This is a genomic window from Clavibacter michiganensis subsp. insidiosus (genome assembly GCF_002240565.1).
Lineage (GTDB): Bacteria > Actinomycetota > Actinomycetes > Actinomycetales > Microbacteriaceae > Clavibacter > Clavibacter insidiosus.
This window is the reverse complement of sequence record NZ_MZMO01000001.1, coordinates 1,928,242-1,951,267: the sequence shown is the minus strand read 5'-3', so window position 1 is coordinate 1,951,267 and position 23,026 is coordinate 1,928,242. Positions and strand designations below refer to the sequence as shown.

Genomic DNA, 23,026 nt, shown 5'->3' with positions numbered 1-23,026 from the left:
GCTGGCCGCCCGACCTCACGCGAACAGGCGCACGTCGAGCTCCTCGTCCGACGCGGTGACGAGCGACCAGCGGCCGCGCGCGTCGACGCTCAGGTCGAACGAGCCGTCGACCCGGCGCGCGCCCGTGGTGAGCGGCACGGCCTCGACGCGCCACATCCGCAGCTCCAGCAGGTGGGCGCTCGCGCCGCGGGGCGCGCGGCCCGTGCGCTGCCACCAGTCGACCCGCGCGATCCACCGCTCGGGCGAGCTCACCACCCCGTAGACCACGCCCCGCCAGGTGAACCGCAGCGGCGAGCCGTCTCCCGAGAGCTCGACCTCCACGTCCTCGTCGATCCGCATGGTGCCGCTCCTCTCGCCCGTCGCGCCGGCCGCGCTCCCCGCGTTCGAACGGATGTTCGAACATCTGATCCGAGTGTAGGAACGGGCGCCGACATCCACGAGGGGAGCGGGCGGATCCGCCTCACCCTCGACCGGAGCCTGAGGGTCTCGTCCTCGTCGCGCGCATCGGGCATGGATCGGCGGGTCGGCGCGTTGGCACCAGGGTCCCGAGGGCGGCAGACGCCCCCTCGTCATCGACACCCGAGGAGGGTCCACATGACCGACACCACCACCCGTCCTGCCGAGGCATCCGGCACGTTCACCATCGGCGGCGACCTGCCCGTCGTCCGGCTCGGCTACGGCACCATGCAGCTGACCGGCGAGGGCGTCTGGGGCGCCCCCGAGGATCCCGCCGAGGCCGTCCGCGTCATCCGCCGCGCCGCCGAGCTCGGCGTCACGTTCTTCGACACCGCCGACTCCTACGGCCCGTTCGTGGCCGAGGAGCTCCTCAAGGAGGCGCTCCACCCCTACGCCGACGACGTCGTCATCGCGACCAAGGGCGGGCTCACGCGCCCCGGCCCCGGCGACTGGCAGCCCGTCGGCCGCCCCGAGTACCTGCGCCAGCAGGCCGAGCTGAGCCTGCGCCACCTCGGCCTCGAGCGCATCGACCTCTACCAGCTGCACCGCATCGACCCGGCCGTGCCGCTGGAGGACCAGATCGGCGTGCTCAAGGACCTGCAGTCCGAGGGCAAGATCCGCCACATCGGGCTCTCCGAGGTGCAGGTCGACGACGTGAAGGCCGCCCGCGAGATCGCCGACATCGTCTCCGTGCAGAACCTGTTCAACCTCGCCAAGCGCGACGCCGAGCCGCTGCTCGACTACGCCGAGGCCGAGGGCCTCGCGTTCATCCCGTGGTTCCCGCTCGCGACCGGCGAGCTCGCGAAGGACGGCGGCCCGCTCGACGCCCTCGCGACGCAGCACGACGCGCGCGCCTCGCAGCTCGCGCTCGCGTGGCTCCTGCGCCGCTCGCCCGTCATGCTGCCGATCCCCGGCACCAAGTCGGTCGGGCACGTGGAGGACAACATCGCCGCGGCGGGCATCGAGCTCACCGACGACGAGTTCCAGGCGCTCACCGACGCCGTCTGATCCACCCGCACGCACGAGGGCCCCGCAGGAGCGATCCTGCGGGGCCCTCCGCCGTTCCCGGCGGCGACCGCGCTAGGTGTACCCGGCCATGACGTTGGTGACACTTCGGGGCGTGTGAGGAGGCCTCCTGGCTTGATGGAGCTGTCTAGTTCTGCCACTGCCAGGAGGCCTCGATGTCCCACGCTAATGCTCGTCTGACGGTTCACGGGAGGGTTCTCCTCGTGCGGCGGGTGGTCGAGGATCGTCGGCCGGTCTCGCATGTCGCGCGCGAACTCGGTGTGTCGCGTCAGTGCGCGCATCGGTGGGTGAATCGGTTCCGGTCCGAGGGCTTCGAAGGCTTGTCGGACCGGTCCTCGAGGCCGAGACGGGTGCCGACGAGGACGAGCCCGGAACGAGAACGAGCCGTCGTGGAAGCGAGGACCCGATTGCGATCAGGTCCTGCCCGGTTGGCGCCGGTGACCGGTGTTCCAGCCCGCACGATCTCCCGCATCCTGCGGCGGCACGGGGCACCGCCGTTGGCATGGTTGGACCCCGTCACCGGGGCCGTGATCCGGGCATCCCGGTCGACGGCAAACCGGTACGAGCATGAGCATCCCGGTGACCTGATCCACGTCGACGTGAAGAAGCTCGGCCGGATCCCGGACGGCGGCGGCTGGCGGGCGCATGGCCGCAGCGAACAGGTTCGTGGTCGTGGGATCGGGTTCGATTACGTCCACGCCGTGGTCGATGACCACACCCGCCTCGCCTACGCGGAGATCCACCCGGACGAGAAGGGCGTGACCGCGGCAGGGTTCCTGACCCGGGCCGCGGCGTACTTCGCCGAGCACGGCATCACCCGCATCGAACGGGTCCTGACGGACCACGCGTTCGCCTACCGGCACTCGGCCGCGTTCCAGAACGCGGTCACGCAGCTCGGTGCGAGGCAGAAGTTCATCCGCCCGCACTGCCCCTGGCAGAACGGCAAGGTCGAACGCTTCAACCGCACCCTCGCGACCGAGTGGGCCTACCGGCAACCCTTCACCAGCAACCAAGCCAGAACCGACGCCCTTGATCCGTGGATCCAGCACTACAACACTGAACGAATCCACTCGAGCCACGGGCTGACGCCCGCGGCCCGAGTGTCACCAACGTCATGACTCAGTACAGCTAGGTGCCGATCCGCGTGCCCGAGTCGTCGGCCAGCCCGAGGTCGTCGAGCTGGGCGAGCAGGCTCGCGCCGTCCGGGGCGTAGACCCACGGGATCGGGCTGTCGAGGGCGCGCTTCTCCGCCTTCGCCCGTCCGCCCGCGAGCACGGCCTCGCCGGCCGAGAGCTGCCGGATGAGGACGACCTGCACGTTGTCGGGGTGCTGCACGGCGAACTCGCCGTAGAGCAGCTCGTCGTGCTGGCCGTCGTCGCCCGCGAGGATCCACTTCACGTGCGGGAACTCCTCCACGAGGCGCCGCAGGTTGTTGCGCTTGTGCTCCATGCCGCTGCGGAACCACCGGTCGACGGTGGGGCCCCAGTCGGTGAGGAGGATCGGACCCGGCGGGTACAGGTTGCGCGACAGGAACCGCGTGAGCGTCGGCGCGACGTTCCACGCTCCCGTGGAGAGGTAGAGGACGGGCGCGCCCTCGTGCTGCAGGCGTAGGCGCTCGTAGAGCACGGCCATGCCGGGGGTGGGCGTCCGCGCGTGCTCGTCGAGCACGAAGGTGTTCCAGGCGGCGAGGAACGGCCGGGGCAGCGCGGTGACCATAACGGTGTCGTCGATGTCGCTGAGGATCCCGGTGCGCACGTCGTCGCCCACGATGAAGACGGGCGCCTCGACGGTCTCCGACCCCTCGGACCGGATGCGGATCGTGTGCCAGCCGCTCGACAGGCTCGCCTCGACGACCTGGTCGACGACGCCGCCGCGGTCGGCCCGCACGTGGTGCTCGGTGCCGTCGATCTCGACGACGACGTCGACGTCGGTGAGCGGCACGCTCGTGAAGCTCCGCCAGCCGCGGACGACCTTGTCGCCGGCCAGCGCGCGCTTGCTCTTCGGGTCGGTGAGGAGGACGCGGCAGAGGACGCGGACCCAGCGGACGGATCCGTAGCCGGCGTAGGGGATGACGGTGGGCTTCAGCCCCCGCTTCCGGGCGCGGCCCTCGCGGATCTCGTGGATGCGGTCCTCGATGCGCGCCGCCCGGTGCAGCACGGGTGCGGCGGCGGGGGACTCGAGGAGCGTGCGGGTCGCGTGCTTCTTCTTCTTCTTCGAGGAGGGGGCCACGGGCTCAGTCAACCAGACGCGGGGAGCGGGCCCGTCGTCACACGGGCCGGGCGAGCTCCGCCGTGTCCGGCGCGTCCTGGTCGATGCCGGGGCCGACCTCGTCCATCGCGAGCTCCTCGACCACGTCCTCGGCCTGCGCGGCGACGGCGCGCAGGAGGTCAGGGGAGCCCTCGGCGGTGGGGTCGAGCCACTCCTCGACGACGTCGGGGGAGAGCACGACGGGCATCCGCTCCGCGAGCGCCTCCACCGTGCCGGCCGACGGCCGGGTGAGCACCGCGCAGCTCAGCACCCAGCGGGCCGGGTCGTCGGCGGCGCGCGACGGATCCCGCCACCACTCGTACAGCGCCGCGAGCAGGACCGTGCCCTCGCCCGCGCCGACGAGGTAGGGGGTGCGCAGGCCGTCGTCGGTCTCGTGGTGCTCGTAGTAGCCGGACACCGGGACGGCCGCGCGGCGCGACACGAGCGCCTGCAGGAGCTCCGGCCGGGAGGCGAGCTGCTCGGCGGGGACCTCCGCGAGCGGCGGGCCCTGGTCCGGGCCGGGCGCTCCCGCGGGGACGAGGCCCCAGCGCGCGGCCTCGAGGCGCCGGACGGGGACCTGGTCCTCCGTGTCGCCCTCCGCCCGGCGGGGCAGCGTGTCGACCAGGACCGCCACGCGCTGGCCGGGCTCGATGCGCCAGGAGGGCGCGGGCACGGCGTCGCCCGCGTGATCGACGTCGAGCAGCCCGACCAGGTCGTCGGCGGTCGTGGCCCGGGCGAGGATGCGTGTCATGCCCTCCATCCTGGCGGACGCGTCCGACGCCGACCGACGTGCGCGCGGCTTCCGGGGACTGTCCGCTGGAGCCCCATTTGTTACGAAGTGGCGACAGGGGACGACCCGGTGCGGCCGTTCCGCCGCGACCGTGGTTCGCTGGTGTGCCTGGCAAGTGTCGATTCGTAGTGCCTACGAGGAATGAGCCACCCATGATCGAGTTCCACCACGTCCGCAAGCAGTACCCGGACGGCACGCTCGCGATCGAGGACTTCAGCCTCGTCGTCCCCTCGCAGACCACGACGGTCCTCGTCGGGTCCTCGGGCTGCGGCAAGACGACCCTCATGCGCATGGTCAACCGGATGGTCGAGCCCACGTCGGGCCGCATCGAGATCGACGGCACCGACATCGCCACCGAGGACGCCGTGAAGCTCCGCCGCAGCATCGGCTACGTGATGCAGAACTCCGGCCTCCTCCCGCACCGCAAGGTCGTCGACAACATCGCGACCGTGCCACGCCTCACTGGCGTCGACAAGCGCACGGCGCGCGAGGGCGCCCTGAAGCTCATGGACACCGTGGGCCTCGACCGCTCGATGGCCGACCGCTACCCGTCGCAGCTCTCCGGCGGCCAGCAGCAGCGCGTCGGCGTGGCCCGCGGCTTGGCGGTGGACCCGAACATCCTGCTCATGGACGAGCCGTTCGGCGCCGTCGACCCGCTCGTGCGCGACGACCTCCAGCAGGAGCTCATCCGCCTGCGGACCGAGCTCGACAAGACCGTCGTCTTCGTGACGCACGACATCGACGAGGCGTTCCTGCTCGGTGACCAGGTCGTGATCCTCGAGAAGGGCGGCCGCATCGCCCAGCAGGGCACGCCGCAGGAGATCCTCTCGAACCCGGCGAACGACTTCGTCCGCGACTTCGTGGGCGCTGACAAGGGCAAGCGCGCGCTGCACGTCGAGGACACCGGCACGGGCCAGGTGCTCGTCGACCGCGACGGCCGGCTGGTGGGCGTGCTCGACGACGAGGGCCGCGCCGCCGCCCCATCCGCATCCGCACCGACCGAGGCGGGGGGCGCGCACGCCCCCGGTGCCCCGGCGCAGGGTGCGGGACCCGCGTGAACTGGGTCATCGCCAACATCCAGACGGTGCTCGACCTGACGGTCGCGCATGTGACGCTCTCCGTCGTGCCCGTGCTCCTGGGCCTCGTCATCTCGCTGCCGCTCGGCTGGCTCGCCAACCGGTACCGGCGTTCGCGCGGCGCCCTGCTCACCCTCGGCGGCGCGCTCTACACGATCCCCTCGATCGCGCTCCTGCTGGCGATGCCGGCCATCCTCGGCACGAACATCCTCGACCCGTTGAACATCGTCGTCGCACTGACCGTCTACGCGGTCGCGCTCATGATCCGGATCACGTCGGACGCGCTGGCCTCGGTGTCGCAGGACGTGAAGCAGTCCGCCACGGCGATGGGCTACGCGGGGTGGGCCCGATTCTGGCGGGTCGAGCTGCCGCTGGCCGGACCCGTGCTGCTCGCCGGGCTCCGCGTGGTCTCCGTCAGCACGGTCAGCATGGTCACCGTCGGGTCGCTGTCCGGGATCCAGAGCCTGGGGACCATGATCCTCACCGGCTACCGACGCCAGTTCTACACCGAGATCATCACGGGCATCGTCGGCATCGTCGTGATCGCCCTGGTGTTCGACCTCATCCTCCTGGTCGCCGGCAGGCTGCTCATGCCCTGGTCCGCCCAGCCGTCGCTCCGCGCCCGCACCCGCGCGGCCCGCCGCGCCTCCCTCGTCACGGATGCGAGCGCCTCGTGAACCTCTTCGCCGAGGCCTTCGGTCTCCTCCTCGACGGCTCCCGATGGGGCGGTGCCACGGGCTATGGCACCAGGCTCGTCGAGCACCTGGGCTACACCGCCCTCGCGATGGGCGTCGCCGCGCTGATCGCGATCCCCGCAGGCCTGTACATCGGTCACACGGGGCGCGGGCGCACCGTCGCCGTCGCCTTCTCCGGTGGGCTCCGCGCGCTGCCGACGCTCGGCGTCCTGGTCCTGCTCGGCCTCCTCTTCGGCATCGGGCTGACCGGGCCGATCCTCACCTTCTCGCTGCTCGGCATCCCCCCGCTGCTGGCCGGGGTCTACTCCGGCGTGCAGGCCGTGGACCGCGCCGCGATCGACGCGGCGCGCGCGGTGGGCATGACCGAGTGGCAGATCCTCGGCCGCGTGGAGATCCCGCTGGCCCTGCCGCTCATGATCAGCGGCTTCCGGGCCGCGATCCTCCAGGTCATCAGCACGGTGACCCTCGGCGCGTACCTCGGGCTCGGCGGCCTCGGCCGTGACATCTTCACCGGGCTCACGACGAGCAACTACCCGCTGCTGCTCGCCTCCGCCTTGCTCGTCACCGCCCTCGCCCTGGTCGTCGACGCGTTCTTCGCGATCGTCCAGCGCGCCGTCGTCCCCCGCGGCGTCGTCGCCGCCTCCGGACACACCCCCGACTCACCGCGCACCTCGTCGAGGTCCGCGGTCAGCACCACTCCCTGAAAGGAACACAGCACATGACCCACAGCATCACCCGCCGGCTCCTCGTCAGCACCGTCGCCCTGGGCACCGCGATGGCCCTCGCCGGCTGCGCCTCCGGCGATCCCCTCGACACCTCCGGCGGATCCGCCTCCGCGGCGCCCACCGACACCATCTCCGTCGGCTCGGCCGCCTTCGGCGAGAACGTCATCCTCGCCGAGGTCTACGCGCAGGCCCTCGAGGCCAACGACGTGAAGGTCACGCGCAACCTGCAGATCGGTGAGCGCGAGGTCTACCTCAAGGCCCTCAAGGAGGGGTCCGTCGACCTCATCCCCGAGTACACGGGCAACCTGCTCTCCGCCTACGAGCCCGACTCCACGGAGACGTCGAGCGACGACGTCTACACCGCCCTCCCCGGAGCGCTGCCGGACGGCTTCGAGGTGCTCGACCAGTCGCCGGCCGAGGACAAGGACTCCTACAACGTCACGAAGGAGTACTCGGAGGCGAACGGCGTCACGACCCTCTCCGACCTCCGGGGCAAGACCGTCCGCGTCGGCGGCGGCGCGGTCCTGGGTGAGCGTCCGTACGGGATCCCCGGTCTCACCGACGTCTACGGCATCGATGCGAGCCTCGTGAACATCGAGGACCAGGGCGGCCCCAACACCGTCAAGGCCCTCCTCGACGGCCAGGTCGACATGGCGAACATCTACACGACCACGCCGTCGATCCTCGACAACGACTTCGTCACGCTCGAGGACCCGGAGAACCTCATCAAGGCCCAGAACGTCGTGCCGCTCGTGAACACCGCGAAGATGAACCCCGACGTCACGGCGATCCTCGACAAGGTGTCCGCCGCGATCACCACCGAGGACCTCACCGAGATGAACCGCCGCAACCAGGGCGACGAGAAGGCCGAGCCGAAGGCGATCGCCGCCGACTGGCTGAAGGAGAAGGCCCTCTTCTAGGAGGCGCCGGCAGGGCGGCGACGCCCGGCACCCGCGAGGGGGCGACGCATCAGCGCCGGCCCCTCGCGTCGTCCGTCGGTGCCCGGCCCGGGTACGACGGAGCATGATGGATCCACCGAATGTACGTCCCCGATGGCAGGAGCCCGCGCATGGCCAAGAAGAAGTCCCCGACCGGCGAGGTGAGCGTCATCGGCGCCGTGACCACGGTCGCCCGCGAGGTCCGCAAGCACAAGGCGGTCGCCGAGTCGGCGCCGCACGGCGAGGGCGCGAACATCCCGCCCGCCCCCAAGCGCAGCCCCGAGGAGCTGAAGCGCGACATCCAGGCCGGCCGTGACGAGCTCGCGCGCACCGTCCGGGATCTCGAGACGGCGCTCGACGTGCCGGCCCGCGCCTCCGAGCTGAAGGCCGACGCCCGCGCCCGGGCCTCCGAGCTGAAGGCCGACGCCCGCGCCATCCGCGACGACGTCACCTCCCGCGTCCGCACGACCGGCCGGGACGTCGCGCGCCGCACGCGTGCGTTCACGAAGAAGGACCCGGCCGTCGCCGCGTCGATCGGCGCGGGTGCCGTCGCCGTCGTGCTCGCGGTCGGCGCCGCCGTCGTCTCCGGCGGCCGACGCTGATCGCCTCCATCCGGTCGATCGCCACGGCCCTGCCGCCGACGGTCCTCGCGCAGGACGGCGTGCGCGACCTCTTCGGCAGCCAGCCCGAGCTCGGGCGGCTCGGCACCCGGCTCGTGTCGGCGGCCTTCAACGCGTCGGGGATCCGCACGCGCCACACGGTGATCGGCGAGCTCGGCACCGCGCCGGGCATGGCGGGAGCCGACGCACCCGCCGAGGTCGACGGCGAGCCCGTCTTCTACGACCGGGCCAGCGGGCGGATCCTCACCCCCGGCACCGGCGCGCGCAACGACACGTACATCCGCGAGGCCCCCGCCCTGCTGCTCGGGGCGGCGCGCCAGGCGGTCGACGAGGCAGCCGGGATCGAGGCGGCCGACGTCACGCACGTCGTCACGGTCTCCTGCACGGGCTTCTACGCGCCCGGCCCCGACTACCAGGTCGTCCGCGGCCTCGGCCTCAGCGCCTCCACCCAGCGCTTCCACCTCGGCTTCATGGGCTGCTACGGCGCCTTCCCGGCGCTCCGCATGGCCGCGCAGTTCTGCGCCGCCGACCCCGACGCCGTCGTCCTCGTCGTGTGCGTGGAGCTCTGCTCGCTGCACCTGCACTCGTCGAACGACGCGGACACGATCGTCGCCTCGTCGGTCTTCGGCGACGGGGCGGCGGCCGCCGTCGTCACCGCGCGGCCCGCGCCCGCCGGATCCACCGTGCTCGACCTCGAGGCGTTCGAGACCGTGCTCACTCCCGTGGGCGAGGACGACATGGCGTGGACCATCGGGGACCAGGGCTTCGACATGATCCTGTCGAGCTACGTGCCGAAGATCATCGACGAGCACATCACGGGCGCGCTGGCACCGCTCTGGGCGCAGGTGCCCGCGCTCCAGGGCGTCGCGCCGGCGGAGATCGCGGGCTGGGCGATCCACCCCGGCGGACGCAGCATCCTCGACCGGGTCGAGGACCGGCTGGCGCTCGCGCCCGCGCAGCTGGAGGCCTCGCGGTCGACGCTCGCGGAGGTGGGCAACATGTCGAGCGCGACGGTGCTGTTCGTGCTCCGGCGGATCCTGCACGGGACGCCGCGGGCTGACGTGCCCGGCCGCCCCGACGTCGCGGAGCCCGCGCCGATCCCGGCGTCCGGGCCCGGAGCGGGACGCGTGTGCGCCATGGCGTTCGGTCCCGGCCTCACGGTGGAGACGGCGCTCATGACCCGCCGGACCACCTGATGGACCTGTCCCGGCGCGACACGGAGCTCACCGAGCTCATGGACGACCCGGACTGCGACCCCGTGGCGCTCGACCGCACCTACGCGCGGTTCGGGATCGTCAACCGGGCGGTCGCCGGCTGGCGCGGGGTCTTCCGGTCCCGCATCCGCCCGTTGCTGTCCGCCGATCGGGAGACGACGCTCCTCGACATCGGCTCGGGCGGCGGCGACGTGCCGCTCTCCCTCGCGCGGTGGGCGCGCCGCGACGGGCTGCGGCTGCGCGTCACCGGCATCGACCCGGATCCGCGGGCCGCCGCCTTCGCGCGCGGCCGGCCGCGGGACCCCGACGTCGAGTTCCTCGCCGCGTCGAGCGCCGAGCTCGCGGCCGATGGCCGCCGGTTCGACCTCGTGACGAGCAACCACGTGCTGCACCACCTCGACGCCGCCGCCTTCGACGCCCTCCTCGCCGACTCGGCCGCGCTCGCCCCGCGGGCCATCCACAGCGACATCGCGCGCGGCCGCCTCGCCTACGCCCTCTACGGCCCGGCCTCCCGGCTCGTCGCGCGCGGATCCTTCGTGCACGTCGACGGGCTCCGGTCGATCCGCCGCAGCTGGACGCCCGTGGAGCTCGCCCTCCGGGTGCCGGCGGGCTGGCGCGTCGAGGGCGCCGTGCCGTTCCGCGTGCTCGTCGTGCGCGACCCGGCCGCGGGCGGCGCCGGCCCCGCCGACCGCACGGGCCGATGACCCGCGTCGACGCGCTCGTCGTGGGCGGCGGGCCCGTGGGGATCCACCTCGCCGCGCTCCTCGCGCAGGCCGGCCTCGACGTGCGCGTGTGGGAGGCACGGACGACGCCCGCGCTGCTGTCGCGCGCCATCGGGATCCACGCGCCCTCGCTCGACGCGTTCGACCGGCTCGGCGTCGCGGGCGAGATGGTCGCGGAGGCGATCCTGGTCCGCACGGGCATCGCGATGGGGCCGCGCGGGGAGCTCGGTCGCGTCTCGTTCGCGGGGGTCTCGACCACGCACCCCTACGTCGCGGCGCTGCCGCAGTGGCGCACGGAGGCGATCCTCGCGAGGCGCCTGGCCGCCCTCGCGCCCGAGGCCCTCACCCGCGGCGTGACGCTCACCGGGCTCGACGCGGATCCCGCCGACCTGCCCGGCGGCGTCGTCCGCGCGACCGGGCGGGACGCCGACGGCGCCGCCGTGGAGGTCACCGCCCCCCTGGTGATCGGGGCGGACGGCACGCGCGGCGTCGTCCGCGGGTTCCTCGGGATCGCCGTCGACGAGCGCCCGCTGCCCGACCGCTTCCTCATGGGCGACGCGCCCGACCGCACCGGCGGCGGCGACGACGCCGTCGTCACGCTGCACCCGGACGGCGTGGTCGAGTCCTTCCCGCTTCCGGGCGGCCGGCGGCGGTTCGTCGTGGGCGTCCGCGCGGGGGAGCGCGACGGGGATCCGGCCGCCCTCATCGCCCGCGCGGTGGCGGCGCGCACCGGGCACGTCGTATCGGCGGCGGAGCTGGATCCGGTCAGCGGCTTCGGCGTGCGCCGCCGCCTCGCCCGCCGCATGGTCGCCGGACGCGGCCTCCTCATCGGCGACGCGGCCCACGAGATCAGCTCCATCGGCGGGCAGGGGATGAACCTCGGCTGGCTCGACGCGGACGCCCTCGCGCCGATCCTCGTCGACGCCGTCCGCGCGCGCCGCGGCGTGCCCGATCCCGCGCGCCTCGCCCGCTGGGAGCGCGACCGGCTCGCCAGCGCGCGCCGCGCGGCCGTCCAGTCGGAGGTCAACACGGCTCTCGGGCGTCCCGTCCGGGGGCTCACCCGCCTCGTGCGCGACGCGGGACTGCGCGCCGTGCTCACCTCGCCCGCCGCGGCCGGGCTCGCCTCCGTCTACGCCATGGGCCGGGACGCGGGCGCGCGCGTCAGGTGAGGCGCGTCGCGTTGAGCGCGAGCTGGGCGACGAGCAGCAGGGACGCCGCCATGATCAGCTGGAACAGCAGGCGCCCGGGCTGCCGGGTGACGACGCGCACGGCGCCCCACGCGGCGATGCCGAGGGTCAGGACGAGCCCGGCGACCGCGAGCGGGGTGACCGCGTGCGCGGGATCCGGCAGCACGGGACCGACGGCGACGACGACCGCCCCCAGCGCCAGCGCCCCGAACGCGACGAGGCCCGACGGCACGCGCCCGAGCCGGTGCGGCAGGCCGCGCACGCCCGTGCGGGCGTCGTCCTCGAGGTCGGGCAGGACGTTGGTGAAGTGGATGGAGACGCCGAGCACCGCGCCGGTCGCCATGGCCCACGCGGCCGCGGGCACGGGATCCGCGGCGCCGAGGGCGACCACCGTCGGCAGGATCCCGAAGGCCACGACGAACGGCACGACGCTCGCGGCGGTGCGCTTGAGCCCGGCGTTGTAGGCCCAGCCCGCGCCCACCAGCACGCCGTGCGCGAGGAGGAAGGCGGGCCCGAGCGCGGCCGACGCCACGCCGCACGCCGCCGCCGTCACGAGGGCGGCCGCCCGGACCAGGCCGACCGAGACCTCGCCGCGGGCGACCGGCTTGTCGGCGCGGGCGACGCTGCGGTCGCGCTCGGCGTCGATCCAGTCGTTGGAGAGGCCGATGGACAGCTGCCCGAGGACCACGGCCAGCGCCACCGCGGCCACGCGCCCCGGTCCGAAGCCGAGCGCGACCGCGAGCACCGCGGCGAGCACCGTGACGGTCGCCGTCGGCCCCGGGTGCGAGGACAGGGCGAGGAGCCGGAGCCGGCGGATCACGCGAGCGTCAGCGCGTAGCAGCGCGAGCCCTCGGAGTCGGCGTAGGCGCCGAAGCGCGGGATCTCCGTCCAGCCCTCGCGCACGTAGAACCGCATCGCGTCGGGCTGCTCGGGGCCGGTCTCGAGCACCAGGTCGACCACGCCGAGCTCCCGCGCCGTGTCCTCGAGGGCGCGGAGCACGGCCGTCGCGACGCCCGTGCCGCGCACGGCGGGCACCACGTACATGCGCTTGAGCTCCGCCCACGGCGTCCCGTCGCCGCGGTCGCCGAGCGGCCGGATCCCGCCGCAGCCGACGGGCGTCCCGTCCGCGTCGCGCGCCACGAGGAACGCGGCCATGTCGGCCGCCGTGGGCTTCGTGCCGGGCTCCGTGTCGCCGCCGTAGCGGAGGTCGAGCTCGGCGCGCTGGGCGGCGCGGAGGGAGGTCGCGGCGTCGTCGTCCCACGCGACCCGCGAGATGGTGAGGTCCATGCGTCGATCCTGCCGCACGGCGCCCGCCGACGGCTCCACTACCCTGCTGGCATGAGGATCCGCCCCGCCGAGCCCCGTGACGTCGACGACCTGCTGGCGATCCGCAACGACGCGATCCTCCACGGGACCGCCCTCTGGACGGAGGAGCCGGTCGACCGCGCCGAGCGCGAGCGGTGGTTCCGCGAGACGACGGAGGCGGGCGACCCGATCCTCGTCGCCGAGGTCGACGGCGCGTTCGCGGGCTACGGCACCTACGGGCCGTGGCGCCGCCTGTCCGGCTACCGCTTCTCGGTGGAGGACTCGGTCTACGTCCGCGACGCCTTCCAGGGTCAGGGGATCGGCCGCGCGCTCGTCGAGGCGGTCGTCGAGCACGCGCGGGCGGCAGGGAAGCGCGCCGTGTTCGCGGACATCGAGGCCGGCAACACGGGATCGATCCGCCTGCACGAGCGGCTCGGCTTCCGGCGGGTGGGGCTGCTGCCCGGCATCGGGTGGAAGTTCGGCCGCCCGCTCGACCTCGCCATCCTGCACCTGCCGCTGGTCGACGACGCGGAGGCGCAGCAGGACGCGGACGGCCGCACCGCCAGCTGATCCGCGCGCCGGTCCCCGCGGGCGATCGCACGCCGGACGATCGAGAGGCCCGGCACGGGGCGCGGGAACGCCACGGGTGCCGGGCCTCTCCGGGGATCACGGTCCTTCGGGGGACGGGTGATCTCCGTGGTCCGGGAGCCGTCCGATCCGGGGGGAGTGGACGGACGTGCTCGTCGGGTTGCGAGCGCATGGTCCAGGGGGGGTAAGGGCCGTGCGCTCATGGACGACTCTAGCCGGGTCCTCATTTATGCGGACACGCGGGTGTGGCCCCAGAAGGAGGGGCGCGCCCGTGGATCGGGGCGGTGGCCTCCGCCGGATCAGTCCTGGGACTCGTCGAGCTCGCGCCCGCCGCCCGCGACGACGGCGTCGCGCAGCGCGTGGAACTGGTCGACCGTCAGGCCGTTGCGGAGGAGGTAGGGCTCGACGCCGCCGCGGCCGGCCAGCGAGTGCAGCGCCTGGATGACGGGCGCGGGATCCCCGTCGAGGGCGTGCTGGGCGGCATCGCGGACGTCGAGCCCGCCCGCCACGAGCGCGAGGGCCACGACGAGCGCGTCCTCCGCGGACGCGGCGCGGGCGTCGTAGCGCTCCGCGGGCGCTCCGGCCTCGAGGCGGTCGGCCGCCTCGGCGACCCGCTCCGTGAGGTGCGCGCCGTCGGCCACCAGCAGGGCGACGAAGGCGGATGCGGGGGCGCCCGCGGCGGAGGGGACGGTGGTCGTCGCGGATCCGAGGACGCGGTCGGACGCCGGCGAGGCGGGAGCGGAGGAGGTCATGGCGGCGGCCCTTCGGTCGACGTGCGCGGTGCGGGTGGGTGCGGTGCCGGATCCGAGGGCCGACGGCGGGTGCGGAGCCGGTGCCGGCCCCGCGCGTGGGCGCACCGGGTCGACTCCGATCCGGATGCGTGATCCGACCCTCGCCCGGCCGCGTGAACGGCCGGTGTCGCGCGCGCCGCCGGGCGGCCAACGCGACGCGGCCGGATACGCGCACCGGGCTCGCGCGGAGCGTCTACAAGTCGTAGAATCGGGGCGTCGCGATGGAGCCTCACCACCCGCATGATCCGCCCTCCACAGGAAGCGCATCCGGTCGCCATGACACCGCACCCCGTTCCCGCAGAGCACCACCCCGCCGACGCCCGCCCCGCAGCCCCCGACGCGGCCGGCCGCCGCCCGAGCGGTCGCCCCGAGTGAACGAGCTCCTCGACCCGCTCGTCCTCTCCCGCTGGCAGTTCGGCCTCACGACCGTCTACCACTTCCTCTTCGTGCCGCTCACGATCGGCATGGCCTTCGTCTGCGCGCTGTACCAGACGGCCTGGGTCCGCACCGGCAAGCAGCACTACCTGCGGCTCACGCGGTTCTTCGGGAGGATCTTCCTCATCAACTTCGCGATGGGCACCGTCACCGGCATCGTGCAGGAGTTCCAGTTCGGCATGAACTGGTCGGAGTACTCCCGCTTCGTCGGCGACGTGTTCGGCGCCCCGCTCGCGCTCGAGGGCCTGCTCGCGTTCTTCCTCGAGGCCTCGTTCATCGGCGTGTGGATCTTCGGCTGGGACAAGCTGCCGAAGAGGCTGCACCTCGCGTCCATCTGGGTGGTGTCGGTCGCGTCGATCCTGTCGGCCTACTTCATCCTCGCGGCCAACGCCTTCATGCAGAACCCGGTGGGCTACCGCATCGACGAGGCCCGGGGACGTGCCGAGCTCACCGACATCGGGGCGCTCCTCACCAACAAGGTCGCCCTCGCCGCGTTCCCGCACACGATCTTCGCGGCCTTCATGTGCGCGGCCGCCGTGATCATCTCGGTCGCCGCCTGGCACCTGTCGCGCGACCAGCACCTCGAGACGATGATGCCGGCGATGAGGTTCGGCATGTGGTTCATGGTCGTCTCGGGCGCGCTCACCATCCTCTCGGGAGACCAGCTCGGCCTCGCCATGGTGCAGACGCAGCCCATGAAGATGGCCGCCGCCGAGGCGCACTACGACACCTCGTCCGGCGCCGCCGCCTCGTTCTCCCTCTTCACCTGGGGCACGCCGGACGGGTCGAGCGAGCTGTTCTCCATCCGGATCCCGTACCTGCTGTCGTTCCTCTCCACGCACACGCTCGACGGCACCGTGCAGGGGATCAACTACCTGCAGGCGCAGTACGTCGCCAGCTACGGCCCCGGCGACTACACGCCCACCATCTGGGTCACCTACTGGGCGTTCCGCTGGATGATGGGCTTCGGCATGGCCGCCATCGGCGTCGCGGTCGCGGGCCTCTGGTTCACCCGCCGGGGCCGCCGGATCACGAAGCCCTGGATGTGGAAGGCCGCCATCTGGGCCGCCCCGCTGCCGCTGCTCGCGATGACGGTCGGCTGGATCTTCACGGAGATGGGCCGCCAGCCCTGGATCGTATTCAGCCTGCTGCAGACGTCGTCCGCGGTCTCGCCGAACGTCACCGGGATCCAGGTGCTGCTCTCGCTCGTCGCGTTCACCGTGGTCTACGGGTCGCTCGCGGTGGTCGAGTTCCGCCTCATCCTGAAGGCTGCCCAGAAGGGGCCGGAGCCGGAGCGCGAGCCGGATCCCGTCACGGGCGAGGTCGCGCGGGAAGCGAGCGTGTACTGATGGAGCTCACCACCCTCTGGTTCGGCGTCATCGCCTTCCTGTTCGTCGGCTACTTCGTGCTCGACGGCTTCGACTTCGGCGTGGGCATGAGCCTGCCGTTCCTCGCGAAGGACGACACCGACCGCCGCGTGCTCATCAACACCATCGGACCGGTCTGGGACCTCAACGAGACGTGGCTCATCGTCGCGGGCGCCGCGCTCTTCGCGGCCTTCCCCGAGTGGTACGCGACGATGTTCAGCGGGTTCTACCTGCTGCTCGTCGCGATCCTCATCACGCTCATCCTCCGCGGGGTCTCGTTCGAGTTCCGGCACCAGGGGGCGTCGGACCGGTGGCGCGGATGGTTCGACGCGATGATCGTCGTGGGCTCCGTCGTGCCGTCGTTCCTCTGGGGCGTCGTGTTCGCGAACGTGGTGAGCGGGGTGCCGATGGACGCGAACCACGACTACACGGGATCCACGCTCGACCTGCTGAACCCGTACGCGCTCCTCGGCGGGCTCACGACGCTGTCGCTGTTCCTCGTCAACGGGCTGCAGTTCGCGGCGCTCAAGACGGACGGGCCGATCCGCGCCCGCGCCCGCCTGCTCTCGATGCGCGTCGGCGCCGTGACCATCGTGATCGCCGCGGCCTTCCTCGTCTGGACGACGCTCGCGCACGGGTCGGCGCTGTCGGGGCTCGTCTCCGCGCTGGCGGCCGTCGCGCTCGTCGGCTCGTACCTCGCCAACGTGCGGGGTCGGGAGCGCTGGGCGTTCGGGCTGCTCGCCCTCACCATCGCGCTCGCGGTCGCCAGCCTCTTCACGGCGCTGCACCCGTACGTCATGCCCGCGTCGAACGACCCGGTGTACGGCCTCACGCTCGAGAACGCGTCGTCGTCGCCGTACACGCTCACGATCATGACGTGGGCCGCGGGCTTCGCGCTGCCGCTGATCCTCGCGTACCAGGCGTGGACGTACTGGGTGTTCCGGAAGCGCATCACGCGCGCCGTGATCGCCCAGGCCGCGCACTAGGGGCGCCGTGAAGCCCCTGGATCCCCGGCTGCTGCGGCACTCCGCGTCGGCCCGCGCCATGCTCGCCGTGGGCGCCGTCGTGGGCGTGGTGCAGACGGCCGCGCTCGTCGCCTTCTGCTGGTCGCTCACGCAGCTCGTCGTGCGGGCGATCGGCGGGGCGGACCAGTCCGCGCTCGCGCCCGTGCTCGCGCTGGCGGTCGGATCCGGCGTCGTGCGCGGCGCCGCGGCCTGGCTCCTCGACGTGACCGGCGCGCGCGGCGCCGCCCGGGTCACGGCCGAGCTGCGCCGGCGCGCGCTCCGGGCGATCGCCGACCTCGGGCCCGCGTGGACGGCCGGCCGCAGCCGCGGACGCCTCGCGACCATCGTCGGCCCCGGGCTCGACGCGCTCGACCCGTACTTCGCGCGCTACGTGCCGCAGCTCATCCTCACGGCGCTCGCGACGCCGATCGTCGTGGCCGTGCTCTTCCTCTCCGACCCGCTGACGGGCGTGACCGTGCTCGTGACGCTGCCCGTGATCCCCGTGTTCATGGTGCTCGTCGGGTGGGCGACGCAGGAGGTGCAGCGGAGGCAGTGGTCGCGCCTCACCGAGCTCGCGTCCGGTTTCCTCGAGGTGGTCGACGGGCTGTCGACGCTCCTGGTCTTCGGGCGCGCGCGGCGGCAGACCGCGCGGATCCGCCGGGTCACGGAGGAGTACCGCGTCGAGACCATGCGGGTGCTGCGGATCTCGTTCCTCTCCGGCTTCGTGCTCGAGCTCGCGGCGTCGCTGTCGGTCGCGCTCGTGGCCGTGTCGGTGGGCGTGCGCCTCATCGGCGGGCAGCTGGACCTCGAGGTGGGCCTGTTCGTGCTGCTGCTCGCGCCCGAGGCCTTCCTGCCGATCCGGCAGGTGGGCGTGCAGTTCCACGCGGCCGCCGAGGGGGTCGCGGCCGCCGACGACGTGCTCGGGATCCTCGAGGAGGAGCGGGCGACGCGCGCGACGCGTCCCGTGCCGGGCCCCGCGACCGCGACGCCTCCCGCGGGCGACGCGCTCGCGATCCGCGACCTCGCCGTCGCGCGCGACGACCGCGCCGTGCTCTCCGGCGTCTCCGCGCGATTCCCGCGGGGCCGCGTCACGGCCGTGACCGGGCCGAGCGGCGTCGGCAAGTCCTCGCTGCTCGGGGCGATCCTCGGCCAGCTGCCCGCGGGCGGAGCCGTGGGCTGGATCGGAGCGGCCGACGCGGCCGGGCTGCGACCGCCCGTCCCGACCGAGATCGCCTGGGCGGGACAGCGTCCGGGGCTCGTCGCGGGGACGGTGCGCGACAACGTGGCGCTGGGCGTCGCGGATCCCGACGACGCGCTCGTGCGGCGCGCGCTCGCGCTCGCGGCGGCCGACGGCATCGACCCCGACCTCGTCCTCGGCGTCGGCGGGCAGGGCCTGTCGGGCGGTCAGGCCCAGCGGGTCGCGGTCGCGCGCGCCGTGCACCGCGCGCTCGCGCTCGACTGCCCGCTCGTCCTGCTCGACGAGCCGAGCTCCGCGCTCGACGCGGCGTCCGAGGAGCGGCTCGCCGCGGGGATCCGCGCGCTCGCCGACCAGGGTCGCGCGGTCGTGGTCGTCACGCACCGCGGCGCGCTCGTGCGGGCGGCGGACGCCGAGCTGCGGCTGGGCGGGGCATCCGGCGAGGACGACGCACCGGCTGCCGTCGCATCACCGGTCGGCGCCGCCCGCGTGGCTCCCGCCCGCATCGCGCCGGAGCCCGCCTGGCGCGCGCAGGTGGCGCCGTGAACCGCGACGACGTCCTCCGGCTCGCCCAGCCGCCCGCGCGCCGCGCCCTGCCCGGCCTGCTGGCGGGCCTCGCGAGCGCGGTCGGCGCGGTCGCGCTCCTCGCGACCGCGGCCTGGCTCATCACGCGCGCGTCCGAGCAGCCGCCGATCCTGTTCCTCGGCATGGCGATCGTCGGGGTCCGCGCCTTCGCGCTCGGGCGCGCCGCGTTCCGCTACCTCGAGCGCATCACGAGTCACGACGCGGCCTTCCGCGCGCTGGCGACGCTCCGCGTGGGCGTCTTCGAGCGCCTCCTCCCGTTCGCGCCCGCCGGCCTCCGCGACACGCGCCGCGGCGATCTCCTCGCCCGCCTCGTCGGCGACGTCGACCGACTGCAGGACCTCCCGCTGCGCGTCGTCCAGCCGCTCGCGGTGTCGGTGCTGGTGCAGGCGGCGAGCGTCGCGGTCGTGGGGGCGGTGCTCCCGGCGGCGGGGATCGCCCTCGCCGTCGTGCTCGGGGTCGCGCTCGTCGTCGGGATCGGCGCGACCACGGCTCTGGCGGGGCGCGCGGAGACGCGGATCGCGCCGCTCCGCGCCCGCCTGCAGGATCTGGTGCTCGACCTCATCGGCGGGCTCGACGTGCTGACCGCGTTCGGGGCGGTGGACGCGCGCCTCGCCGCGATCGACCGCGCTGCCGCCGACCTCCGGCGCGCGGAGCTCCGCAGCGCCGCGGCCGCGGGCATCACCACGGGCGTCGTGCTCGCCGGCACGGGCGCGGTCGCCGGGTGGACCGTCCTGCAGGCCGTGCCGGGGCTCGCGTCGGGGACGCTCGATCCCGCCTGGCTCGCGCTGGCCGCGCTCGTGCCGCTCGCGCTCGTCGAGCAGGCGACCGCCGTCCCGCTCGCGGTGCAGGCTTGGCGGCGCGTGCGCACGAGCGCGGAGCGCGTGGCGGGGGTCGTCCCGGAGACGGTGCCCGACGAGATCCCGCGGGAGCCGGACGGCGCCGACGCGGAGCCCGTCACCGCCGACGCCTCGCCCGCGGGAACGACGCTGGAGGTCCAGGACCTGGTCACGCGCTGGCCGGGCGCCGACGCGGACGCCCTCGCACCGGTCTCGCTCGTGGTCCGGCCGGGGGAGACGGTCGTCGTGCGCGGCCCGAGCGGATCCGGCAAGTCGTCGCTCGCGGCCGCCCTCGCCCGCTTCCTCGAGTCGCGCGGCGACTACGAGCTGGACGGCCGCGACGCCCGCGTGATGCCCACGTCGGCCGTGCGGCGGATCGTCGGCCTCTGCGAGCAGGCGCCGCACCTCTTCGACGCGAGCATCCGGCAGAACCTGCTCTTCGCGCGCGACGACGCGACGGACGACGAGCTCGTCGCCGTGCTCGCCCGCGTGGGCCTCGCGGACTGGACGGCCGAGGGGGGCGGCCTCGACGCGCGCGTCGGCGACCGCGGCGGCCTCGTCTCCGGCGGGCAGGCGCAGCGGATCGCCCTGGCACGGGCCCTGCTCGCCGACTTCCCGGTGCTCGTCCTCGACGAGCCGACGGCGGACGTCGACGTCGAGCGCGCCCGCGCCGTGCTGCGCGACGTGCTGACGGCCGCGCGCGACCGCGGCCGCGGGGTGCTCCTGCTGACGCACACGGACGTGCCGGGCGACCTCGTGGACCGGACGGTCGAGCTGCGGGTCGCCGGCGACCGCGTCCGGACGGGCTGACGCGCCGTCGTCAGCCCGCGGGCAGCTCGCGCCGCAGCGCATCCAGCCGCGTGCGCCACGCGCGCGCCCGGCCGGGCTCGGCCGCGGTGGCCGGGCCGTCGATCCAGCCGCGCACCAGCCGGATCCCGTGCAGGGCGCTGACCGCCCACACCTCGCGGCCGTCGAGGTCAGCCGGCCGCGGACGCTCGTGCAGCACGTCGACGCCGAGGGCCGTCGCCAGGGCGACGATGCTGCGCTCGGTGACGCTCGGGATCCGCGGCACGTCGCCCTCGACGACCGCGAGGGCGTCGCCGTGCCACCACAGGATCGCGCTGTAGGCGCCCTCCACGATCGTGCCGTCGGCCGCGAGGATCACCGCCTCGCCCGCGCCGTACCGGGACGCGCGGCTGCGCAGGGCTCCCAGCGCGTGCAGGTCCGGTCCCTTGACGCGCGGCATCGTGCGCGGATCCGGCCCGTCGTGGTCGCGGAGCACCACCGACGCCGTGCGCTCCGGCGCCGGCCGCACGAGGAGCCGCGCGGTGTCGCCGTCGGGTCCGCGGAGCGCCTCGACGCGCGGGAACCACGCGCCGTCCCGGGGCAGCGCGGCGACCGCGGCGTCGAGGAAGGCGGCGGGATCCGGCACGGCCGCGCCCTGCAGGCGCAGCGACGCGAGGAACCGCTGGCGGTGCACGTCGAGCGCGAGGACGCGGCCGTCGTCGACGAGGAACGAGTCGGCCGCGAGCACCCGGTGCCCGGCGGGTCGCGCCTCCTCGATCCCTCCACCGGCGGGATCCGCGGGCTCCGCCGCCCAGCCCGCCGCGGTCCACCGGAGGATCGTCTCGGAACTCATACCCTTGAGGCTAGGCGGCCACCGGGTGCGCTCACGACACCGGGAGGCCGAGCATGCACGAGGCCGACGCGCGCGCCGCGGGGCAGGTCGTCGGCCGACGGCTGGACGCCTGGCACGACCCGGAGGCGGTGTTCCTCGCGATCTTCGCGGACGAGCGGGCCGGCGACGTCGCCTGGCTCGACGACTCGGCGGGGGAGGGCTGGAGCTACCTCGCGGCGTCCGCCGGCACGACCGCGGAGTGGCCACGGGGCGTGTTCGCGGGACTGGCGGGGATGCTGCCCGCGTCCCCGGGCCCGCGCTCCTCGCCCGCGCCCGCTCACGCCGCCGAGGCCCCGCTCCCGGACGGCCTCGCCTTCCGGCTGGGCGTGGTCGGCTGGATCCCGCACGACGCCTGGACGGAGACCGTCCCGCTCCACCACGCCCCGCCGAGCGCGCCCGCCGACGCAACGTCCCCGGTGCCCGCCGCCGCCATCCGCGTCGACCGCCTCCTCGCCTTCGACCACGCGGCGGGGGAGGTCTGGGCCGTCGCCCGCGCCGGGGATCCGTGGCCGCACGCCGTCGAGGAGGAGCTCGCCCGCACGGCCGCGTCGGGCGCGCCTCCCGTCCCGCGCACCGCGGACGAGGACGTCGACGCCACCCCCGTCTGGCGCCACGACGACGACGCCTACCTCGACCTCATCCGCTCCTGCCAGGAGTCCATCCGCCGTGGCGACGCGTACCAGCTCTGCCTCACGAACAGCGCGGAGGTCCCGGGAGCCGTCGACTCCGTCCGCGTGCACCTCGCCCTCCGCGCCCTCAGCCCCACCCACCACGGCGCCTTCCTCCGCGTGGGCGGCACGGCCCTCGTCAGCGCCTCGCCCGAGCGGTTCGTGGAGGTCGACGCGGGTGGCACGCTCCGCACCCTGCCCATCAAGGGCACGCGACCCCGCCATGCCGATCCCGCCGCCGACGCGCGGGCGCGCGCCGACCTCCTCGCCAGCGAGAAGGAGCGCGCCGAGAACGTCATGATCGTCGACCTCATGCGCAACGACCTCAGCCGCGTGTGCGTGCTCGGATCCGTGCGCGTCACGAGCCTCTTCGCCGTCGAGGCCTACGCGCAGGTACACCAGCTCGTGAGCCGCGTCGAGGGGGAGCTGGCCCCGGGCGTCTCGGCCGTCGACGCCGTGCGCGCCCTGTTCCCCGCGGGATCCATGACGGGTGCCCCGAAGTCCGCGGCCGTCGGCATCCTCGCCGCGCTCGAGGGCGGGCCGCGCGGCGTCTACGCGGGCGCGTTCGGCTGGTTCGGCGACGACGGCCGCGTCGACCTCGCCATGGTGATCCGCTCGGTCGTCGTCACGGACGGCCGCGCGACGGTCGGCGCCGGCGGCGGGATCACGGCGCTGTCCGTCCCCGAGGAGGAGCTCGAGGAGGTGCGCGTGAAGGCCGCGCCGCTCCTGGCCGCCGTCCGGGCGGGCCGCCTGGAGCCGCCGCGCGGCGAGCCCCGCTCGTCGCGTCCGCCCCTCCCCAGCGCGCCCGATCCGGCCCGACCGGCAGCCCCTCCCACCGGTTCGGGACCGCGCCCGCGCGTTCACTAGTCTTGTCGAGG

The 23,026-nt window shown here is 74.3% G+C and carries 23 protein-coding genes; 16 read left to right on the top strand and 7 right to left on the bottom strand.

Annotation, left to right across the window (positions count from 1 at the left end):
* Window positions 1–15: 15 nt before the first annotated feature.
* Window positions 16–339 (bottom strand): DUF6504 family protein, encoded by a 324-nt coding sequence (locus B5P21_RS09485; protein WP_015490206.1) that lies wholly within the window; start codon window positions 337–339, stop codon window positions 16–18.
* Between the two features lie 255 nt (window positions 340–594).
* Between B5P21_RS09485 and B5P21_RS09480 the strand changes: the two genes are divergently transcribed.
* Window positions 595–1,464 carry an aldo/keto reductase gene (locus tag B5P21_RS09480; protein ID WP_045527807.1) on the top strand — a complete coding sequence of 290 codons (870 nt, stop codon included), beginning with the start codon at window positions 595–597 and terminating at the stop codon, window positions 1,462–1,464.
* Window positions 1,465–1,637: 173 nt separating this feature from the next.
* Entirely contained in the window at window positions 1,638–2,600 is a 963-nt protein-coding gene (locus B5P21_RS09475) for an IS481-like element IS1122 family transposase (RefSeq protein WP_094170647.1), read from the top strand.
* Window positions 2,601–2,610: 10 nt separating this feature from the next.
* Here B5P21_RS09475 and B5P21_RS09470 read toward each other — a convergent pair whose 3' ends face one another.
* Window positions 2,611–3,711, bottom strand: a complete 1,101-nt coding sequence (locus B5P21_RS09470; protein WP_236688838.1) for an App1 family protein phosphatidate phosphatase — start codon at window positions 3,709–3,711, stop codon at window positions 2,611–2,613.
* A gap of 37 nt (window positions 3,712–3,748) precedes the next feature.
* Entirely contained in the window at window positions 3,749–4,480 is a 732-nt protein-coding gene (locus B5P21_RS09465; RefSeq protein ID WP_045527808.1) for an SOS response-associated peptidase, read from the bottom strand.
* 191 nt (window positions 4,481–4,671) lie between these two features.
* Between B5P21_RS09465 and B5P21_RS09460 the strand changes: the two genes are divergently transcribed.
* The 8 genes from B5P21_RS09460 to B5P21_RS09425 all read left to right on the top strand — a co-directional run bounded on the left by B5P21_RS09460 (window position 4,672) and on the right by B5P21_RS09425 (window position 11,678).
* A complete protein-coding gene (locus B5P21_RS09460) occupies window positions 4,672–5,577 on the top strand; it encodes an ABC transporter ATP-binding protein (protein ID WP_094171066.1) in 906 nt (301 codons plus the stop codon).
* Entirely contained in the window at window positions 5,574–6,272 is a 699-nt protein-coding gene (locus tag B5P21_RS09455) for an ABC transporter permease (RefSeq protein ID WP_045527810.1), read from the top strand. Before B5P21_RS09460 ends, B5P21_RS09455 begins: the two co-directional genes overlap by 4 nt.
* Window positions 6,269–6,994, top strand: a complete 726-nt coding sequence (locus B5P21_RS09450; protein WP_045527812.1) for an ABC transporter permease — start codon at window positions 6,269–6,271, stop codon at window positions 6,992–6,994. The genes B5P21_RS09455 and B5P21_RS09450 overlap by 4 nt, the downstream gene beginning before the upstream one ends.
* A gap of 14 nt (window positions 6,995–7,008) precedes the next feature.
* The gene (locus tag B5P21_RS09445) at window positions 7,009–7,935 is read left to right on the top strand and encodes an ABC transporter substrate-binding protein (protein WP_045527814.1); all 927 of its coding nucleotides are present in this window, start codon (window positions 7,009–7,011) and stop codon (window positions 7,933–7,935) included.
* A gap of 149 nt (window positions 7,936–8,084) precedes the next feature.
* Window positions 8,085–8,555: a DUF3618 domain-containing protein gene (locus tag B5P21_RS09440; protein ID WP_236688839.1), complete on the top strand. Its 471-nt coding sequence runs from the start codon at window positions 8,085–8,087 to the stop codon at window positions 8,553–8,555.
* The gene (locus B5P21_RS09435; protein WP_094171065.1) at window positions 8,552–9,769 is read left to right on the top strand and encodes a type III polyketide synthase; all 1,218 of its coding nucleotides are present in this window, start codon (window positions 8,552–8,554) and stop codon (window positions 9,767–9,769) included. The genes B5P21_RS09440 and B5P21_RS09435 overlap by 4 nt, the downstream gene beginning before the upstream one ends.
* Window positions 9,769–10,491, top strand: coding sequence for a class I SAM-dependent methyltransferase (locus B5P21_RS09430; RefSeq protein WP_045527817.1), 723 nt, complete (start codon window positions 9,769–9,771; stop codon window positions 10,489–10,491). Before B5P21_RS09435 ends, B5P21_RS09430 begins: the two co-directional genes overlap by 1 nt.
* Window positions 10,488–11,678: an FAD-dependent oxidoreductase gene (locus B5P21_RS09425; protein ID WP_045527818.1), complete on the top strand. Its 1,191-nt coding sequence runs from the start codon at window positions 10,488–10,490 to the stop codon at window positions 11,676–11,678. Before B5P21_RS09430 ends, B5P21_RS09425 begins: the two co-directional genes overlap by 4 nt.
* On the opposite strand, the gene B5P21_RS09420 is transcribed toward B5P21_RS09425, so the two are convergent.
* Entirely contained in the window at window positions 11,671–12,516 is an 846-nt protein-coding gene (locus B5P21_RS09420; RefSeq protein ID WP_094171064.1) for a UbiA family prenyltransferase, read from the bottom strand. The two genes, B5P21_RS09425 and B5P21_RS09420, sit on opposite strands and share 8 nt — an antisense overlap.
* A complete protein-coding gene (locus tag B5P21_RS09415) occupies window positions 12,513–12,983 on the bottom strand; it encodes a GNAT family N-acetyltransferase (protein ID WP_045527821.1) in 471 nt (156 codons plus the stop codon). The genes B5P21_RS09420 and B5P21_RS09415 overlap by 4 nt, the downstream gene beginning before the upstream one ends.
* Before the next feature lie 51 nt (window positions 12,984–13,034).
* On the opposite strand from B5P21_RS09415, the gene B5P21_RS09410 reads away from it, so the two are divergent.
* On the top strand, window positions 13,035–13,571 hold the full coding sequence (locus tag B5P21_RS09410; RefSeq protein ID WP_045527823.1) for a GNAT family N-acetyltransferase: 537 nt from the start codon (window positions 13,035–13,037) through the stop codon (window positions 13,569–13,571).
* A 317-nt stretch (window positions 13,572–13,888) separates the two neighbouring features.
* Here the strand turns inward: B5P21_RS09410 and B5P21_RS09405 are convergent, their stop codons facing one another.
* Entirely contained in the window at window positions 13,889–14,341 is a 453-nt protein-coding gene (locus tag B5P21_RS09405; RefSeq protein WP_094171063.1) for a hypothetical protein, read from the bottom strand.
* 410 nt (window positions 14,342–14,751) lie between these two features.
* On the opposite strand from B5P21_RS09405, the gene B5P21_RS09400 reads away from it, so the two are divergent.
* The 4 genes from B5P21_RS09400 to cydC are packed head-to-tail and all read left to right on the top strand — an operon-like array spanning window position 14,752 to window position 20,612.
* Window positions 14,752–16,164, top strand: a complete 1,413-nt coding sequence (locus B5P21_RS09400; RefSeq protein ID WP_094171062.1) for a cytochrome ubiquinol oxidase subunit I — start codon at window positions 14,752–14,754, stop codon at window positions 16,162–16,164.
* Window positions 16,164–17,168, top strand: coding sequence for a cytochrome d ubiquinol oxidase subunit II (cydB, locus tag B5P21_RS09395; RefSeq protein ID WP_094171061.1), 1,005 nt, complete (start codon window positions 16,164–16,166; stop codon window positions 17,166–17,168). Before B5P21_RS09400 ends, cydB begins: the two co-directional genes overlap by 1 nt.
* A 7-nt stretch (window positions 17,169–17,175) precedes the next feature.
* A complete protein-coding gene (gene cydD / locus B5P21_RS09390) occupies window positions 17,176–18,927 on the top strand; it encodes a thiol reductant ABC exporter subunit CydD (RefSeq protein WP_045527827.1) in 1,752 nt (583 codons plus the stop codon).
* Window positions 18,924–20,612, top strand: a complete 1,689-nt coding sequence (cydC, locus tag B5P21_RS09385) for a thiol reductant ABC exporter subunit CydC (protein ID WP_045527828.1) — start codon at window positions 18,924–18,926, stop codon at window positions 20,610–20,612. The genes cydD and cydC overlap by 4 nt, the downstream gene beginning before the upstream one ends.
* Before the next feature lie 10 nt (window positions 20,613–20,622).
* Here the strand turns inward: cydC and B5P21_RS09380 are convergent, their stop codons facing one another.
* On the bottom strand, window positions 20,623–21,441 hold the full coding sequence (locus B5P21_RS09380) for an aminotransferase class IV (protein WP_045527829.1): 819 nt from the start codon (window positions 21,439–21,441) through the stop codon (window positions 20,623–20,625).
* A gap of 53 nt (window positions 21,442–21,494) precedes the next feature.
* Between B5P21_RS09380 and B5P21_RS09375 the strand changes: the two genes are divergently transcribed.
* Window positions 21,495–23,015, top strand: a complete 1,521-nt coding sequence (locus tag B5P21_RS09375) for an anthranilate synthase component I family protein (protein ID WP_052663192.1) — start codon at window positions 21,495–21,497, stop codon at window positions 23,013–23,015.
* The last annotated feature ends 11 nt before the right edge of the window (window positions 23,016–23,026 follow it).

Excerpts from the sequence above, each read along its gene's own strand:
- B5P21_RS09485 (WP_015490206.1), bottom strand. The coding sequence starts at position 339 with ATGCGGATCGACGAGGACGTGGAGGTCGAGCTCTCGGGAGACGGCTCG.
- B5P21_RS09480 (WP_045527807.1), top strand. The coding sequence starts at position 595 with ATGACCGACACCACCACCCGTCCTGCCGAGGCATCCGGCACGTTCACC.
- B5P21_RS09475 (WP_094170647.1), top strand. The coding sequence starts at position 1,638 with ATGTCCCACGCTAATGCTCGTCTGACGGTTCACGGGAGGGTTCTCCTC.
- B5P21_RS09465 (WP_045527808.1), bottom strand. The coding sequence starts at position 4,480 with ATGACACGCATCCTCGCCCGGGCCACGACCGCCGACGACCTGGTCGGG.
- B5P21_RS09460 (WP_094171066.1), top strand. The coding sequence starts at position 4,672 with ATGATCGAGTTCCACCACGTCCGCAAGCAGTACCCGGACGGCACGCTC.
- B5P21_RS09445 (WP_045527814.1), top strand. The coding sequence starts at position 7,009 with ATGACCCACAGCATCACCCGCCGGCTCCTCGTCAGCACCGTCGCCCTG.
- B5P21_RS09440 (WP_236688839.1), top strand. The coding sequence starts at position 8,085 with ATGGCCAAGAAGAAGTCCCCGACCGGCGAGGTGAGCGTCATCGGCGCC.
- B5P21_RS09430 (WP_045527817.1), top strand. The coding sequence starts at position 9,769 with ATGGACCTGTCCCGGCGCGACACGGAGCTCACCGAGCTCATGGACGAC.
- B5P21_RS09425 (WP_045527818.1), top strand. The coding sequence starts at position 10,488 with ATGACCCGCGTCGACGCGCTCGTCGTGGGCGGCGGGCCCGTGGGGATC.
- B5P21_RS09415 (WP_045527821.1), bottom strand. The coding sequence starts at position 12,983 with ATGGACCTCACCATCTCGCGGGTCGCGTGGGACGACGACGCCGCGACC.
- B5P21_RS09410 (WP_045527823.1), top strand. The coding sequence starts at position 13,035 with ATGAGGATCCGCCCCGCCGAGCCCCGTGACGTCGACGACCTGCTGGCG.
- B5P21_RS09405 (WP_094171063.1), bottom strand. The coding sequence starts at position 14,341 with ATGACCTCCTCCGCTCCCGCCTCGCCGGCGTCCGACCGCGTCCTCGGA.
- cydB (WP_094171061.1), top strand. The coding sequence starts at position 16,164 with ATGGAGCTCACCACCCTCTGGTTCGGCGTCATCGCCTTCCTGTTCGTC.
- B5P21_RS09380 (WP_045527829.1), bottom strand. The coding sequence starts at position 21,441 with ATGAGTTCCGAGACGATCCTCCGGTGGACCGCGGCGGGCTGGGCGGCG.
- B5P21_RS09375 (WP_052663192.1), top strand. The coding sequence starts at position 21,495 with ATGCACGAGGCCGACGCGCGCGCCGCGGGGCAGGTCGTCGGCCGACGG.